The following is a 15017-nucleotide window of genomic DNA, read 5'->3' on the forward strand; positions in this document are numbered from 1 at the left end:
CTTATTCAGTTGCTGCATTCATAAGATTTTCTTTAGAAAGTGGATTATTCCCCTTTCTCCGTTTCTTTAATTTTGTTCTCTAAGCGGGCAACGTTTTCTACAAAATAATCGTAGTAAGGATGCTCCTTAGCAGCGACCGCCAGTGCTTTTTTAGCAAAATTAAGTGCCTGGTCGAGATTACCTTGCCCTTCATAACCATAAACGACACCAGAAATAGCATCGGGGTTTTGCGGGTGGTGAGACATATTATGCTTAAACAATGTCATCGCCAGATCGGGCTGTTGCTGCCAGTCAAAATAGTAGCCCAACTGGCGAACAGTGGCTTCCGGTGGGGTATGCCCTATGCCCCACTGCTCTCCTAACTGCCGATAATAACTATCGATTACCTGCATATCGGAGGTGACATTTTCACGCGCAAACTCTTTGCTCAGAAAAAATGACTGATAGGCATTAAAAATACCCGCCGCGGAGGTTAAACCATGTGAAACTCCCGGGTGTTGCTCCACCACTAACTTTATATGGCGGTTATTGTGCGTCGCAAAGGCAGTGAGCAGTTCATCATAGTAAGGGCGCATGGGCAGTCCTTCGTTACCCATATTCATATACACATAGGTGGGAGTTGCCGGTTGCGTTGAAAGCCATTGTTTAGTTCGCTCCACCATGGCTCCCGCATTCCACCAAACCGCCGGGCTGTAAGCGATGTGCGCATCAAAAAGACCCGGGCTTTGCTGCATGGCATACAAACTGAAAACCCCGCCTGCTGAGGCGCCGGCTATAATTCGGGTTGAGTGCGCACGGTAGCGTTTTTCCACATCGGGAATAAGTTCCTGTTCGATGAACGCCAGAAATTTCTCAGCGCCGCCGCCCACTCCAACCGGGCCATTTCGGTCCTGATTAACGGTGGGATACATATCACGAAGCCTGTCGCTGTTTTCAATAGCTACGATGATGACATCAGGTGCTGCGTTGCCTTCACGCAACCGGCCCAGAACCTCTTTCATCAGCGGGATGTTTCCCGCACCATCGAGCCGATAAATCACCGGATAGTGTTGTGACGTTGCTGAATAATTCTCTGGCAGCAATACCTGATATTGCCGTTGCTCGTTCAGTACCTCCGAATCGAGGGTGACTACATCGTACTCCTGTGCCTGGCTGGCGAACGATGCAGTGAGACAAACTGCAACCGTCATCAGGTATCTTAAATATTTCATATCTATCCTTGTCATTTTTCTTCCACTCTAGCAACTTTACCGTTTTACGTATGCAGTTTTTTGAGTTGCATTGATTGTGTAAAAGCGCCTCTTAACAAATAGTTAGAGCCTATTCTCTATTCGTAATATACTCGCTACAAATACTTTATCCGGCGCGCTGATTCTCACAGTTACAGCCGTTTTAAATGGAAGTGCCCGTATTGGAATAGCCCGATTGAACGATTCGGGTGTGTGGCTAAAGCCGTTTTTTTTGGGAGATTGATGAAACATGAAATGGTTAGTGAGTGCAGTATTGATTGTCGTTTTAACTGGCTGCGAAACCTTTGGGGATAGGATTACAGAAGAGCAGTTAGCGGCTATCGATAAAGTGGGTGTTGTATCGCTTATCGATGATCAGATTGCCTACAGCTATGTAGGGGTAACCATCTTTAACAACGAAAATAACTTGTATCCATTTCCTGGTCTCGGCATTGATAACTATATTACAACAACCATGACCGAAGCGCTCAGCAGGGTGAACCCGCGAGTGAAAGTGCTGCCGGTTGATGCAGATTTCGAAACGTTCAGAGCGGCTTATAAAAACGAGGAGCTCATTGCCTCGTTAGATAACAAAAAGTTCATCTCATTATTTGCCAGTCAGGTATCCCAAATGGGATTGCGATATGTGGTGGTGGCGTCAAGAGACAGTATCCAGTTCGACCAAACTCCGGTGAGCGTAAATGGTTTCGGTTTAAGAAAACACGTGGCAAGTGATAGCGTGGGTGCCTTTGTACTGATTAAATTTGAGCTGATAGATTTGGTATCGCAAAAGGTGCTGGCTAAAGCCCGTGTTTTCGAGCGCGATCAGGCAAGTGAATTTGCCTGGCTTGAACCCTTTGCAGACAATGACGAAGCATTCAAAACTTCGATGAAGGACTATATCTACCAGGCCATAGACGGCTGGACGAAAAGCGTTTCATCGACATTACTGATGTCACAAAAAGATCAGCAGGTCTGCGCTAAACAGGTTTATACCCGGGGCTTTGAAATCGACGGGGTTAATTACACCACTCAGGAAGCCGTGTTGCAGCAACGCTATGAGTATATTCGTCATAAAATCATGAATGAGGAGGCAAAGGGTGATGACGCACTGCCTCCTTATGAAGAGCGCTTCAAAGCCACTGAAGACAAAGTAATTGACTGCCTTTCGCAACTAAGCCACTAACCGCACACCCCACTCAGAAGAAAACCGGCTATTCCTGTATCGTAAAACGCTATCAGGAATAGCCTGCAAACTACTTTTCTGCCAACTCTGCGTTACCGCTATTTTATCTTTTTCAAAAAATCGCTTGCCAGAACCGATTACACATGTAATCTTAAAAACAGATCGACTACAAATGTAATCATAAAATTGGATTTGAAAGGAGGTGATCGATGAGTAAAGACAATCCCAAAGCGGATATCTCTAACGCCGAATTTGAAGTGCTCGATGTGCTGTGGGATGACTATCCCGCTACATCCAGCGATATTGTTGAGCGCTTAAACCGCAAAAAGCCCTGGCACGATAAAACCGTAAAAACCTTGCTCAGTCGCCTGGTGAAAAAGTGCGTGCTGGATTTCGACAAAGCCCAGCGTCAGTACCTTTATCGCCCACTGATTGCCAGGGAAGACTACACCAAAAAAGAAGCCACCAGCTTTGTGAGCCGATTATTTAAAGGCAAGGTAGCGCCTCTTGTGGCCGGCTTCGCTAACCAGAACTCCCTGTCTCAACAGGATGTGGATGAGCTGAAAGCACTGATTAAACAATGGGAGCAAAAAAATGACTGAATGGCTCCTTCAGCAACAAGGCCCGTTATGTTTAGTGCTGCTCACTCTGATGGTCATGGAGCACTTTTTTACTGCAAAAATTGGCATCCGGCTGATGTACAAGCTATGGTGGATGGTACCGGCTGTGCTGTTAATCACTAATCTGCCCATCCCTGCCATTTCATTACCTGCCAATAGCTTTACCCGCTACGTGGTGAGCGGCTCATTATCGGTGACTGTCCCGCAAAACGTCATATGGCTGGGGCTATGGGCGCTTGGCGTATCGACCATCACAGTCTACTTGTTATCCCAGTATTCACAGCTCGCTCGTTCTGTTGAGAAACCCCTGACCGACAGCAAAAATACCTGGTTTGCCCGGCGAGCAACCACGCCCATGCTGTTTGGTGTGCTTGCTCCCAGAATATTACTCCCGGCAAGCTTTACCCAACTGTTTTGCCCCGTGCAGCAGCAGTTGGTACTCGAACACGAAAACACACACCTTCGGCACGGCGATCACTTGTGGAATGCCTTAGCCCTGACAATCGTAACGGTATTTTGGTTTAACCCGCTGGTCTGGCTGGCGCTGCGCTCATTCAGGATCAATCAGGAGCTGGCGTGCGATAACCAGGTACTGAGCCAGAAAAGCCCACAGGAAAAATTACTCTATGCCAAAGCCCTGGTGGCCTGCGCTGAACAAAACTCCTCGTACCTTACAACCTATCCTACCTTCGGAGAAAAAAGCACCATGTTAAAACGACTCAATCTGATCAATAAGCCAAATTCGGCCAGTAAATTTGCAGGGGTTGCGGCCCTGGCTATCGCCGCCATTCTGACCACCCATACGGCATTGGCAAACCTGCCAACCAGTGATATACAGGCCGACAAGGTCAATCTGGCTACCCCGGTTAAACGCGTCTCACCGGTTTATCCGGTTAGTGCAGCGCAGGCAAATCAGGAAGGTTTTGTCACCCTCCAGTTTGATATCACTGAGACCGGCGCTACCGACAATATTAAAGTGGTTAAGTCGTCACCCGCTGGCGTATTTGATACCAGTGCAGTGAAAGCAATGGAACAATGGCAGTATAAACCTCGGGTTCAAAGCGGTAAGGCACAAAGACAAACCGGCATTTTAGTGCAACTGGACTTCAAACTGGCTACCGACGACGATGAAAGTGCAGCAAACCGGCAGGATATTGAAAGAATCAAAGTATCCAAAGCCAAATAAATCCTGGTACCTAAGACTCCCGTTAGCGTCAATACATACCGCGCTGGCGGGGTACCTTCATCCACTCAGGCTGGCGTAAAGTGTTGCCGACGCCGGGCCGCCACACTGCTAACCTTCACCCACCGGAATAAATACATAATTATCACTTTCGTTACCGCACTGGTTATCGCCAGAGTAAGCAGTGGCCAGCCCTCCCTTATTCCCATGCTTAGGGCAAAGGCAATAGTGGAAATATCCATAAGCAAAATAAACTGACTCATTTTAAGATCCACAGCGCCGGTTTGTCCTGAGTTCACAATCAGGCGGATTTGATGATAATACCCCTGGCCAATAAACACCGATACCATAAGAATAAGCAGGGTAGAAATGTGCTTCCCCTGATCGGCGATGGTCTCGCCCATAAACAACCCGGTAATCGCCAGTAATAAGCTACCCCCTGTCAGCACAACACTTGTCAGGGCAGCCCGGGATTTGCGGTCCAGCCAGATTTCAAACAAAATACCGCCCACCAGCAAGGCTGCAATAAGCCGGGGCCATACAATGTAGTGATTGAATGGCTCAATGGAATAGCCATAAATAAAGAACGACAGGTAAGCCAAAAAACTCACCGTAAACTGATTGAGTGATAACAGCGAAGTCGGGCGGGCAATGTCACCAACCGCTTCCTTACGGCGCCAGATTGTTTTAAGTTGCGAATATACACCCAGCACGCTCACCATAATGAACAGCGTATTAAGGGTTCCAAATAGATTATATAAGTCAAACATTTCATTCCTCACCATCATTATTGTCGACAATATTAACGTTTAAAGCGAAAAATACACATTCTTAACGCTTATAATCACAAGTGATGTCGACAATAAAGGGAAATTGAATTATGTTGTAATGACTCAAAAGAAAGGGGTAAACGCTGGTCACTTTACCGGCAAAAGCCTTAACCATCGTGAAAACAAAAGGGCACATCCTATGTCAAATCAGGTCGCAATTATCACCGGCAGCAGCAGAGGAATTGGCACTGCTACTGCCAGGCTTATGGCCACGCAAGGTTATGCAATAGTCCTTAATTATCAGCATTCTGCCGGGCCGGCTGAGGCATTAAAGCAAGACATCTGCGCGATGGGTGTGCCATGTATCGCTATTAAAGCCGATGTGTCGGAGGAAGACCAGGTTGAGGCATTGTTTGCACAAGCTGACGCCTTTGGTCCTCTTGGCGTGCTGGTTAATAATGCAGGCATCCTGGCGCAACAAACCGGCCTGCGAGACATTTCGGCTGAGCGGTTTCGTCATATCCTCAATGTGAATGTGTTGTCCTGCTTCTTGTGTACCAAGGCAGCCGCAACAAGAATGTCGACAAAAGAGGGCGGCATGGGGGGCACCATTGTGAATGTTTCCTCCACGGCGGCCAAATCCGGAGCGCCTAATGAATACACAGATTACGCTGCATCAAAGGGCGCCATGGATACCTTTACCCGGGGCGCCGCACTGGAACTGGCCAGCGAAGGAATTCGGGTAAATGCGGTGCGACCCGCCCTGATAGATACTGAGATGCATGCCTCAGGAGGCGAGCCGGACAGAGTCAAACGCTTGCAAGCGAAGATCCCTCTGCAGCGGCCGGGCACCGTACAAGAGGTTGCTGAAGCCATTGTCTGGCTGGCAACGGACAAATCGTCCTTTGTAACCGGTAGCTTTATTGACGCATCCGGTGGATTATAGTCAAACTGTATTGGCTATTTTTAAGGGCAGCACAAGGAGGTCAGAATGATGACTAAAACCCTCGCCTACACGCCGGGACTTCTTATGACTATCAGTGTTTGGTATACCACCAATGACTAACATTACGCGGGTCCTGGCGATCGCTTTTTTAGCGTTCATTGCGTGGGTAATTTATATGGCCAATGCCGGGCAAAGCAGTGTCTTTTTCGACTTTGTCGCCGCTATTCCTTATGGCGATAAAGTGGGCCATGCGGGCCTGTTCGGCACACTGACCTTTTTAGCCGTGCTGGCGTCCAGGTTTGCCGGCTGGAAGGCGTATAATACCAAGCTGTATTTTGGCGCCATCGCGGTTACGCTGTTTGTGATTGGCGAAGAAATCAGCCAGGCGTTTATTCCCTCCCGTACCTTCGACTTTACCGACTTAAGCGCAGATGCGGTAGGCATTCTGTTGGCCGCCCTGGTATTACGAAAGCTCGAGCAATCGGCCATTGCACAAACCGGTCTTCAGCGTTGACGCTGCACCAAACGGTGATAAGCCAGCGCCAGGATTAAACACGCCGCCGCGGGCAAGACCAAAGCCAGTTGCTGATAGCGGCTGAATCCCAGCGCCCCTCCCGTACCACCGGCAATAAAGCCTAAGATGATCACCAAAAACAACTGTAGCTTGCGGGCATCGATGGGCTCTCCGCGTAATTTTGCCCCCAGCATGATGCCCAAATCGGTAAAGATACCGGTAAGATGAGTGGTTCGTACTACCGCTCCGCTGTAGCGGGTGGCCAGGGCATTTTGTAAACCGCAGGCGGCAGAGGCAAGGAAATGCGCGTAAAACAGTCCTTCGTTGAGTAATAGCTGTGCGGCTATCAATAAAGCCGCTTCAATAACCAATGCCGTGTCATAGTGCCGTCCCAGTTTTAAGGTAGAGGCGTTCAGCAGTAACCCGGCTAGTGCGGCACCAAATAAGAACGAGATTAATACGCCCAGTAAATGCGCGGCGCTCAACCAGCCCCGATCAAGCAGGCCTGCGCCTAGCAGCGTAGCCGTGCCGGATAAATGTGAAACCGACTGATGTTCAAAACTCAGCAACCCAATGGCATTTACATAACCCGCCACCAGGGCGAGTAGTAAAGCACCGACTTCGACCCAGTGGGGCAACCTGGCAGGCACGAAGCAGTTCCTCCCTTAAAAAGACAAAAAGCCGGACTGTCAGCAAGACAATCCGGCCTTCACGAAGTGTTACCATACCACTAGCACGGCATGAATAAACCAGCCATACGGTTAGTTAATCTTTTTCTCTACTTTAGCGCGCAGGGCTGCTATCTCTTTATGGCGACCTTCATCGGCCAGCGGTCTTGCCGGACGTGGAGCAGCTTGTAAAGCTTTGTCGAGATAAGCCAGCGCCTGTTGGTATTCACCATCGTCATAGAGGTATTCGGCATAAAAGTAGTTGCTGTCAATGCCCTCAGGATTCACCTGTAGCGCACTCTTTAACAGCTGCTCGGCTTTTTTATCGCTACCAAAGCCAATCGGCCAGCCTGGCACTTTATGGTACAACACACCCAGGCTGGTCATTGCTGAGCCTTGCAGGGCGTGGGAGTCGATAGACAACGCATCCTCAAAGCTTTTCTTAGCAGACTTGGCATATTTCAGCGCGCCAATACCGCCTTCAGCACCGGCGGTGCTGGACTGAACAATCCCCAGCCAGATTAAGTATTCGGGCTGTTTCGGCTGCTGTGCCACCAGCGCTTCAGCCTGTTTGATCAGCGACTTGAATTCATCGGCCTTCTTATCGCTGTCGATATCAGCATAATTAATTTTAGCCCAGGCAGACTGAATATCAGCCAGTCCCGGTGTACTCTCGGCAGCGCTGAGTGGCAGGCACACAGCAACCAGTATTGTTAACAAATAGCGAACCGTTTTCATAACAGTTTCTCCTTGGTGACGGATGTCAAAAAGCGTTGAATAACAGGTAATTTTTTAATTAAAGCGCGGTCTACGATGCCCGGTAACACACCGTTGATGCGGGCGAACACTTTTTCCGGAAAACCAATAAACCAGCGTGACTTATTGCCTTCCAACTGCGCAACCAATGCATCAGCTACCCGTTCAGGTGGATCCATCTGGTTGCCCAGGGCCCGGTTCATCGACACCACGGCATCGGAGTTAATCGACGTTTGAGTAGCGCGGGGCGCCAGGTAATAGAAGCTCACCGGGCTGTGCGCATATTCACGAATAAGCGACTCGGTAAATCCACGTAAGCCGAATTTAGAGGCGCAGTAGGCGGCATGGCACGGAAACCCAATACTGCCGAAGGTAGAACCCACGTTTACCACGTAGCCTTTGCCAGCGCGCTGTAAAAGAGGCAGTAAACGTTGCGTGAGTGCAATGGGGGCCGTTAAGTTGGTGGCCAACAGCGCTTCAATGCGGGCCATTGGAATGGCACTGAAATCGCCAATTTCATTCACACCGGCGCTGTTGATCAGCATCGTGGGCTGATGCTCGTGACACAGCGTCACCACTTTATCCAGACCTTCCTGAGTCGTAATATCGGCACAGGCTAAGGTGTGTCGCCCGGGCAAAGATTCAAGCAGTGCACTGAGTTTATCGGCGTTGCGACCGGTTAGAATAAGCGAGGCACCAAGGCCCGCCAGTTTTCGGGCGATGGCCTCACCAATGCCGCCGGAAGCGCCCGTAATCAGACAAACCTGATGTTGCCATTCAATAGCCATCAGGCTGCCTCCCCCAGGGTGGCCTTACTTGCCAGCGTGCGGAAAATATTGGCATACAGCTGGAAGAACATCTTTGCTGAATGAATAATCACATCCTGCTCGGCTTTATCGTCGATTTTGCTCATCAGATCTCGGAAGAACACAATGTGCTCCTGATCCAGCGAGCCATGGGAGCGCAGGTAGCTGAAAGCGCCGCCGGGTAAATCCAGGGTCTTCCTGATCATCGCAGCAGCATTATCGGCCAGCGCGATACTGGTGCCTTCCAGCACAAACACCATACCAAAGAAACACAGCGGGTTCTTGCGGCGCACCGCATCATAAGCGTAAGCCACCATTAATTCAGTCGCGGCTGAAGGCTGACTGTGGCGCACAGCTTCTTTATCTTCACCACAGGTAGCCAGGTCATTGAGGATCCATTCCTGATGACCCATTTCTTCCTCGATGTACTCACCGACCGCTTCACGCAGCCATTCTTTGCTTTCTGGCAAGGCGGCACCGGTGGCCATTAGCAGCGGCACCGTATGCTTTACGTGGTGATAGGCTTCACGCAGAAACGCGGTGTAGTCATTAAGGGAAATATCGCCTTTAAACACCTGCTGAATAATTGGCGAACTGGTTAAGTAAGCTCTTTCTGCCTGGGTTTCTTGTTCTAATCGGGTATATAAGTTCATGCTAATAACTCCTCGCCTGATACAACTTCTGGCGCGTACATCGTTTCAATAAGGGGCTGAAAATGCGTAACGGCTTGGTGCCGTTTTAATTTGCCATTGGCGGTAAATAAGCCGGCATCGGCAGCAATGTCAGGCAGGGTGTGCCACACCTGTAAGCGGGCATAGTCGGGCAGTTTTTGATTCACCGCCCTCATGTAGTGATCTATCATCTCAGCCGATACCGCATTGTGACGCGGCACCAACAGTGCGGCGCAATGCGGGCGCGCTTCACCCACCACCAGCACCTGACTGAATAAGCCACCGGCCAGTAACAGGCTTTCGACCCACTCGGGCGAAATATTGCGCCCTAATGAGGTGATGATGAGGTTTTTCTTACGGCCGGCCACGTAGTAATAGCCGTCTTGCTCGCTAACTAAATCACCGGTGTTAACGGCCGTGGGGTAAAACGATTGCGGCTGATTCAGGTAACCAAGGAAAATCGTGCCACTGGCCACCAGCTCACCATTGATTATCGTTAACTGGTTGTGACCCAGCGAACGCCCTACGCTATCAGGATGGTCTGCACCGGGCAGATTAAGGGTATTCACCGAAACACATTCAGACAGGCCGTAGCCCTGATAAACCGGCAGACCGGCTCGACGAGCACTGACCATCACGGCAGCGGGCACATGTGCGCCGCCCACCGCTATAAACGCTAAGGACTCGGGCGGCTGCCAGCCGTTATTGCAGGCAGAAACCAGCATAGCTAACAACTCGGGGACCAGAATCAACGATTCAGGCTGTGCTTTACTGATAGCGCTTAACATGGCCGCCGGGTCGCTTAAACGCGCGCCGGAAAAGCCCAGCTCGTCACTACCACAAACCACTACCGTACCGCCACAGGTTAACGGCGCATATACACCGGCAATATTTTCCAGCAAGGTAGCCAGCGGCAGTAAACACTGATGACGCACATGTAACCTATTCAGCGCGCTGTCGATACTCGCCGCCACCTTGGCTTGCGAAGCATTGCTCAGGCAAACGCCCTTGGGGTTACCCGTAGATCCAGAGGTAAACGTAACTTTACCGGTACCCGCCGGAATTTGCGGCGTAGATGAGTTTTCGCGCACCATAGCCCTCAGCACAGTAAAGGGCGAAGTGGTGACCTGCCCATCGTCAAACAGGGCCGGCTGGTCGGTGATAATGAATTCGATACCGGCTTCGGCGAGCAGATGTTGCCGCTGAGATGCCGAGAAATAAGGCGGCACCGGTACCAATAATTTATCAGCACGCTGACAGGCCAGGTCGCAAATGATCCACTCAGCACTGTTATCCGCCAGCAGGGCTATTCGCTCGGCGGCTAGCTGAGTCAGCCAGTCTGCCACTTCGCAAACCCGGTCATTCAACTGCGCGTAGGTAAGGCTGCCACATTGCGATTCCAGAGCAGTATGATTCGGCCACTGCTGCCAGTTATGCAGGATCATAATTGTGCTCCCAACTCAGCAGAAAATGCAGGGGCCAGCGGCGCAAATTGTTCGTAGCCGGCGCGAAGTTTGGGGTTATCCAGGGTTAACTGAATAATATCGGCCACTTTGGCAGTCACCACTTTGGGAGCAGTTTGATAATAAGTCCCCCAATTTTGCTTTGGCTCACCTAACCGGCTTTCATCGGCCTCAGTAAGGTAATGCAGGGTCAGACCGCCATGCTCCATCATTCGTTGAAGCCTGGTAGTCGCGGTAAACACCAGCACTGAGATATGCTGCTGAAACAGCCCCATGGCGGTTAGTAACAATAGCGGCATGGTATAGCGGGAAGAGCGGCTATAAAGATTGCCGATTTCGGCCAGGCGATGACGAGGGCAATGGATACCCGTTTCAGCCAAAGCCTGCTCCAGCGAATGCTCGAAATAGGTCTCAACAAACAGCTTTTGATTGCCGGTTCGCAGCCCAAGAGCCGCTTCTATTTTGTCGCGTCCGAGAGCCACCAACAGGGGCATAAATTCGGTAATGTCTGCCTGATAGGCCTGGTTAAAGCCTTTAGCGATATGGTTTTCAATGGTTTTTCTCTTTGCGCTCTGCTGATTCGCTAAATGGATTGCCGAATGGCTGCCAGCAGGCACTACAGTCAAGCTTTTACGCGGAACGCGCAAGCCGGATAATTGTTCTGAAACAGGTTGGATGGTACTCAACATAACTTCGTCTCATTGGTGACTGTTGAGCGTAAGTATGAAGTGTCAACATTAAGGCAAACTTAAGGGCCCAAAAATCTAAAGATTTTTGGGCATCCCGGAAACGTTTACGTCATGCAGGACCTACTTAACAGGCTGATTTCTCTAAAAAACTGTCAGTCACAAACCTGTTTGGGAAATTTATGCTCGCCAGAGTGGCGCTTTATGGAACGGGAAAGTTGGCCGCTATTTATAAACGTGGCCATGTATTGATTGATGGCTGGCAGCATGGCTTGCCTGCCGGGACGGAGAACCAACAACAGGTCTACGCTGCTGATAATGTTTGGTGATTGATAAAACTCGTTGTTGCAGAACTGTTGTTTATTGAGCACCGACAATGCGTTTTGTTCGCTCATAATCGCATAATCACACCGGCCTTTGGTCAGCATCAGTGCCATCAGTGTCTGACTGGCCGAGTTTACCCGAATCAGCGGCTGGTCCTGGTGGTCAAAAGCAGTTTGTAGCACCGGGTATTTAAACCCGAAACGGGTACACACCGATTCGCCTGCGCGCTCCATAGGCTCAAATGGCCCCTCAAATGCGGTGGTAGCATAAAGGTAGCTGTCATGCTGTATCAGGGGATCACTGAATATAAATCCACGGGGGTCATCTAACCACTCTTCACCAGAAAGAAACATATCAGCTTTACCGTGGCGCAATAGCAGCTCATTGCGGGCGCGGCTGGAGTCAAGGTAAGTCACCTGCAGGTTGGCTTCATCAGCAATGCTATTAAAGAAGTCCACTACCACGCCCTGATAGGACTGGCTTTGAGAATCAAAATAGAGATAAGGCGGCGAACCCGGAGAATTGATGGCAAAGGTGATGTCTTGCGCTGAGGGCGCAGCCATGGCGCGACTAACAGAAAATACACTGCAGAGGAGTAAGAGTATGCAATATGAAATTAACCGCACTGTGCCCAACTTTTCTTTCCGGCCTGCCAACGCAGCGATGCGCTGCAAAATACAACGCCGGAGTATAACCCAAGGGCTCGCCCTACGCTAACCCCGGAGTGTTGTGTGTTGGCCTATCCTTGCGATGCATTGCATATTAACGCGTATTTAGGTATTTATAGCGCCAGAATGACAGACTTTGATAATTGGAAAATCATGAATTTAGCGACGTTTTTAGCCACCCTGAACAGCGGTAAGAAAATTTTGGCTGGCTCCGAAGCACACATGTACATGCATAAACTAAGTCAGGATGCATTTAAGGTAACCGCCAGAATCAATAATCAATACAACACACCAGAGGAAATGACCGCCTTGTTGTGCGAGCTCACCGGCCAGAAAGTCAGCCCCACCGTTACCGTGTTTCCACCGGTCTTTACCGACTGTGGCAAGAATCTGCACTTTGCCGAGAATATTTTTATTAACTCAGGCTGTAAGTTTCAGGATCAGGGCGGCATTGACATTGGTTCCGGCACACTGGTGGGCCATAACGTGGTGTTTGCATCACTGAATCACGAACAGGATCCGCAAGCCCGTGGCAACCTGCTTCCGGGTAAAATCACGGTCGGTGAAAATGTCTGGATTGGCGCCAATGCCACCATTCTGGCAGGCGTAACCATTGGTGATGGCGCGATTATCGCGGCGGGCGCGGTGGTCACCAAAGATGTGCAATCCAATACTATCGCTGGCGGCGTCCCGGCAAAATACATTAAAGATGTAGAGGCCGATTAGAACTCATATTCCATGGCCATACGCAGGGTATGGTCTTTACTATCCCCATTGAGTCCGGCTATAAAGGCCAGCTCCCATTTGAGCTGCTTTTGTTTATCGAAGCGCTTGATCCCCATAAACGCCGGGCCTACGCCAATAAAATCCTCGGCCGCATAGAATTCAACGGCAGGTTGAATTTCGGGGATCCAGCGGTAGCGAAATTTCAGTTTAAATTCGCTTTCAAATTCAGACTCGATGGTATCGCCCCATTCATACACCAATAATACGTTGGTAGTTAAGCTGAATCGCCCCAGCTCCTTTTCTGTTAGTACGCCGCCTTTAAACTCCCAGTCGTTGCTGGCATTTTGCTTTTCCAGCTCAAACAACAGCCCCCAGTCGGCCCAGTATTGCCCCTGTTCGGTAAGCATCGAACGCAATTCCAGCTCATAGCCGGCTACCCCGAAATTACCGGTGTCGTCACGGGCGCCAACAATATAGGCTTCTAATATGGTGTACTCCGATAAAGCATGGCCAAAGGAAATCCGCTGCATCAGGATATTGCCGTCCTCCTCACTCTGCCTTGAGGTCAGGCGCCATTCCACTTCCCGCTCGAAAGGTAAAACATAAGGGTGGTATACCCTGTCTACGGTAAAATTGTCGGCCCATACTTTGCCTGGCAGAACCAGTAAAAGGGCAATAGCCAGATATAATCTCATCTCAACTCCCCGGTTAGCTGGCGCTTGCCAACCAGTAACGAACGCAGGTAACAATACGCAACAGGGAACAACACCGATGCCACGTAAATAAGCATGTAAGCACCGGTAGGCGTTGCTTCGTACCCGATTAATACATTTAAAAAATGACCGTACTCGCTGTCGTCGGCCACCCAGGCTGAGGTATCCCATAAGCGGCTTTGGTTTGGCAGCAGGTTAATTTGTTCAAGCAACATCGCAATACCCGCAATCTGGCCGGCAAAGAAAACCGTCAGAACCGCCAGCTTGATTATCCAAATTCGCATGGCGGCCACCGCCACATAAAGCAGAACGCCCACACTCAGACTAATTCCCAGCCCAATCACATTGCCCAGAATCAGCGAGGTTCCGGCTTCCGATGCCGACCAGTAGGCCAGCAGATAAATCATAAAATGGATCACGTTGATGAAGGTGATTCCGACCATCAGCAAAGCACTCAAGCCCGGAGTGGCGTCAGACTCGCCCTGATACTGGCGGCGGATAAATTCCCCCAGACCGGCTAACATGACTACCAGCACCAGGGTTTTGATGAGCTCCAGACCACCGCCCTCAAACCATTCCGACACGACCGACAAATTGATATACAATCCCACTGCCAACAAAAAGCCGACCAGCGTGCCACCCAGTAAATAGCGGACGTTGCTGCCCTGCTGAGCCAGCAAAAAGCTAAACAACAAAAACACCGGCAGCGTGTCCCGGATAAACAGGATCACGGTATTAATCAGCACCCGTCGCCTCCTTATCGGTAACAATGACATAACCCACGGCTGAGTTCGGATGCAGCTCACCAAAGAACTTATAGCGCCCGTTTGGTAACGGCCCGACAAATATGGAGCCCTTGCTATTGCCGAAGATCACCTTTTCACGGTTGAGATCGAAGCTGTCTATTTCCTCCGGCGAGGGATCGTGATTGATAAACACCAGACGGACTTTTTTGTTTGGCGGGATCTGCACCGTTTGGGGAATAAACAGATGGTCGCGAATTTCAATCACAACCTCCGGCAATGCAGCCAATACTTGCAGCGGCACCATAGTTAACAGTGCCAAGGTTACCGTTCGCTTAATCAACC

18 protein-coding genes are annotated in these 15017 nt (G+C 50.1%); 6 read left to right on the top strand and 12 right to left on the bottom strand.

What is annotated here, in order from left to right; genetic code table 11:
* Positions 1 to 44: 44 nt before the first annotated feature.
* The gene (locus AC27IB_RS12105; protein WP_487121127.1) at positions 45 to 1211 is read right to left on the bottom strand and encodes an alpha/beta hydrolase; all 1167 of its coding nucleotides are present in this window, start codon (positions 1209 to 1211) and stop codon (positions 45 to 47) included.
* Positions 1212 to 1479: 268 nt separating this feature from the next.
* Here AC27IB_RS12105 and AC27IB_RS12110 point away from each other — a divergent pair, with 268 nt between their 5' ends.
* The 3 genes from AC27IB_RS12110 to AC27IB_RS12120 all read left to right on the top strand — a co-directional run bounded on the left by AC27IB_RS12110 (position 1480) and on the right by AC27IB_RS12120 (position 4221).
* On the top strand, positions 1480 to 2415 hold the full coding sequence (locus tag AC27IB_RS12110; protein WP_487121129.1) for a hypothetical protein: 936 nt from the start codon (positions 1480 to 1482) through the stop codon (positions 2413 to 2415).
* A gap of 209 nt (positions 2416 to 2624) precedes the next feature.
* Positions 2625 to 3017 carry a BlaI/MecI/CopY family transcriptional regulator gene (locus tag AC27IB_RS12115; protein WP_487121131.1) on the top strand — a complete coding sequence of 131 codons (393 nt, stop codon included), beginning with the start codon at positions 2625 to 2627 and terminating at the stop codon, positions 3015 to 3017.
* The gene (locus tag AC27IB_RS12120; RefSeq protein ID WP_487121133.1) at positions 3010 to 4221 is read left to right on the top strand and encodes a M56 family metallopeptidase; all 1212 of its coding nucleotides are present in this window, start codon (positions 3010 to 3012) and stop codon (positions 4219 to 4221) included. Before AC27IB_RS12115 ends, AC27IB_RS12120 begins: the two co-directional genes overlap by 8 nt.
* A 65-nt stretch (positions 4222 to 4286) precedes the next feature.
* Here AC27IB_RS12120 and AC27IB_RS12125 read toward each other — a convergent pair whose 3' ends face one another.
* Complete coding sequence (locus tag AC27IB_RS12125) at positions 4287 to 4988, bottom strand: hypothetical protein (RefSeq protein ID WP_487121135.1); 702 nt, start codon at positions 4986 to 4988, stop codon at positions 4287 to 4289.
* A 199-nt stretch (positions 4989 to 5187) separates the two neighbouring features.
* Here AC27IB_RS12125 and AC27IB_RS12130 point away from each other — a divergent pair, with 199 nt between their 5' ends.
* Both AC27IB_RS12130 and AC27IB_RS12135 read left to right on the top strand, forming a co-directional pair.
* Positions 5188 to 5934 carry an SDR family oxidoreductase gene (locus AC27IB_RS12130; RefSeq protein ID WP_487121137.1) on the top strand — a complete coding sequence of 249 codons (747 nt, stop codon included), beginning with the start codon at positions 5188 to 5190 and terminating at the stop codon, positions 5932 to 5934.
* A gap of 112 nt (positions 5935 to 6046) precedes the next feature.
* Positions 6047 to 6448, top strand: coding sequence for a VanZ family protein (locus tag AC27IB_RS12135; RefSeq protein ID WP_296046384.1), 402 nt, complete (start codon positions 6047 to 6049; stop codon positions 6446 to 6448).
* Here AC27IB_RS12135 and AC27IB_RS12140 read toward each other — a convergent pair.
* From AC27IB_RS12140 to AC27IB_RS12170, 7 genes are all read right to left on the bottom strand, one after another.
* On the bottom strand, positions 6439 to 7098 hold the full coding sequence (locus AC27IB_RS12140; protein ID WP_296046386.1) for a YoaK family protein: 660 nt from the start codon (positions 7096 to 7098) through the stop codon (positions 6439 to 6441). The genes AC27IB_RS12135 and AC27IB_RS12140 overlap by 10 nt on opposite strands.
* 111 nt (positions 7099 to 7209) lie before the next feature.
* A complete protein-coding gene (locus AC27IB_RS12145; protein ID WP_296046387.1) occupies positions 7210 to 7854 on the bottom strand; it encodes a tetratricopeptide repeat protein in 645 nt (214 codons plus the stop codon).
* The gene (locus AC27IB_RS12150) at positions 7851 to 8660 is read right to left on the bottom strand and encodes an SDR family oxidoreductase (protein ID WP_487121140.1); all 810 of its coding nucleotides are present in this window, start codon (positions 8658 to 8660) and stop codon (positions 7851 to 7853) included. Before AC27IB_RS12150 ends, AC27IB_RS12145 begins: the two co-directional genes overlap by 4 nt.
* Positions 8660 to 9331 carry an iron-containing redox enzyme family protein gene (locus AC27IB_RS12155; RefSeq protein ID WP_487121142.1) on the bottom strand — a complete coding sequence of 224 codons (672 nt, stop codon included), beginning with the start codon at positions 9329 to 9331 and terminating at the stop codon, positions 8660 to 8662. Before AC27IB_RS12155 ends, AC27IB_RS12150 begins: the two co-directional genes overlap by 1 nt.
* Entirely contained in the window at positions 9328 to 10794 is a 1467-nt protein-coding gene (locus tag AC27IB_RS12160; protein ID WP_487121144.1) for an AMP-binding protein, read from the bottom strand. Before AC27IB_RS12160 ends, AC27IB_RS12155 begins: the two co-directional genes overlap by 4 nt.
* On the bottom strand, positions 10791 to 11501 hold the full coding sequence (locus AC27IB_RS12165) for a thermostable hemolysin (RefSeq protein ID WP_487121146.1): 711 nt from the start codon (positions 11499 to 11501) through the stop codon (positions 10791 to 10793). The genes AC27IB_RS12160 and AC27IB_RS12165 overlap by 4 nt, the downstream gene beginning before the upstream one ends.
* 152 nt (positions 11502 to 11653) lie before the next feature.
* A complete protein-coding gene (locus AC27IB_RS12170; protein ID WP_487121148.1) occupies positions 11654 to 12385 on the bottom strand; it encodes a substrate-binding periplasmic protein in 732 nt (243 codons plus the stop codon).
* 168 nt (positions 12386 to 12553) lie between these two features.
* Here AC27IB_RS12170 and AC27IB_RS12175 point away from each other — a divergent pair, with 168 nt between their 5' ends.
* Positions 12554 to 13216, top strand: a complete 663-nt coding sequence (locus AC27IB_RS12175) for a DapH/DapD/GlmU-related protein (RefSeq protein WP_487121150.1) — start codon at positions 12554 to 12556, stop codon at positions 13214 to 13216.
* On the opposite strand, the gene AC27IB_RS12180 is transcribed toward AC27IB_RS12175, so the two are convergent.
* The 3 genes from AC27IB_RS12180 to AC27IB_RS12190 are packed head-to-tail and all read right to left on the bottom strand — an operon-like array spanning position 13213 to position 15015.
* Positions 13213 to 13911: a hypothetical protein gene (locus tag AC27IB_RS12180; protein WP_487121152.1), complete on the bottom strand. Its 699-nt coding sequence runs from the start codon at positions 13909 to 13911 to the stop codon at positions 13213 to 13215. The genes AC27IB_RS12175 and AC27IB_RS12180 overlap by 4 nt on opposite strands.
* On the bottom strand, positions 13908 to 14675 hold the full coding sequence (locus AC27IB_RS12185) for an FTR1 family protein (RefSeq protein WP_487121154.1): 768 nt from the start codon (positions 14673 to 14675) through the stop codon (positions 13908 to 13910). The genes AC27IB_RS12180 and AC27IB_RS12185 overlap by 4 nt, the downstream gene beginning before the upstream one ends.
* Complete coding sequence (locus AC27IB_RS12190) at positions 14665 to 15015, bottom strand: cupredoxin domain-containing protein (RefSeq protein WP_487121263.1); 351 nt, start codon at positions 15013 to 15015, stop codon at positions 14665 to 14667. The genes AC27IB_RS12185 and AC27IB_RS12190 overlap by 11 nt, the downstream gene beginning before the upstream one ends.
* Positions 15016 to 15017 lie beyond the last annotated feature (2 nt).

The sequence above is a fragment of the Alteromonas sp. 4NH20-0104 genome, assembly GCF_057547795.1.

What these genes read in the sequence shown, in the direction of transcription:
- AC27IB_RS12105 (WP_487121127.1), bottom strand. Translation starts at nt 1,211, where the DNA reads ATGAAATATTTAAGATACCTGATGACGGTTGCAGTTTGTCTCACTGCA.
- AC27IB_RS12110 (WP_487121129.1), top strand. Translation starts at nt 1,480, where the DNA reads ATGAAATGGTTAGTGAGTGCAGTATTGATTGTCGTTTTAACTGGCTGC.
- AC27IB_RS12115 (WP_487121131.1), top strand. Translation starts at nt 2,625, where the DNA reads ATGAGTAAAGACAATCCCAAAGCGGATATCTCTAACGCCGAATTTGAA.
- AC27IB_RS12120 (WP_487121133.1), top strand. Translation starts at nt 3,010, where the DNA reads ATGACTGAATGGCTCCTTCAGCAACAAGGCCCGTTATGTTTAGTGCTG.
- AC27IB_RS12125 (WP_487121135.1), bottom strand. Translation starts at nt 4,988, where the DNA reads ATGTTTGACTTATATAATCTATTTGGAACCCTTAATACGCTGTTCATT.
- AC27IB_RS12130 (WP_487121137.1), top strand. Translation starts at nt 5,188, where the DNA reads ATGTCAAATCAGGTCGCAATTATCACCGGCAGCAGCAGAGGAATTGGC.
- AC27IB_RS12135 (WP_296046384.1), top strand. Translation starts at nt 6,047, where the DNA reads ATGACTAACATTACGCGGGTCCTGGCGATCGCTTTTTTAGCGTTCATT.
- AC27IB_RS12145 (WP_296046387.1), bottom strand. Translation starts at nt 7,854, where the DNA reads ATGAAAACGGTTCGCTATTTGTTAACAATACTGGTTGCTGTGTGCCTG.
- AC27IB_RS12150 (WP_487121140.1), bottom strand. Translation starts at nt 8,660, where the DNA reads ATGGCTATTGAATGGCAACATCAGGTTTGTCTGATTACGGGCGCTTCC.
- AC27IB_RS12155 (WP_487121142.1), bottom strand. Translation starts at nt 9,331, where the DNA reads ATGAACTTATATACCCGATTAGAACAAGAAACCCAGGCAGAAAGAGCT.
- AC27IB_RS12160 (WP_487121144.1), bottom strand. Translation starts at nt 10,794, where the DNA reads ATGATCCTGCATAACTGGCAGCAGTGGCCGAATCATACTGCTCTGGAA.
- AC27IB_RS12165 (WP_487121146.1), bottom strand. Translation starts at nt 11,501, where the DNA reads ATGTTGAGTACCATCCAACCTGTTTCAGAACAATTATCCGGCTTGCGC.
- AC27IB_RS12170 (WP_487121148.1), bottom strand. Translation starts at nt 12,385, where the DNA reads ATGGCTGCGCCCTCAGCGCAAGACATCACCTTTGCCATCAATTCTCCG.
- AC27IB_RS12180 (WP_487121152.1), bottom strand. Translation starts at nt 13,911, where the DNA reads ATGAGATTATATCTGGCTATTGCCCTTTTACTGGTTCTGCCAGGCAAA.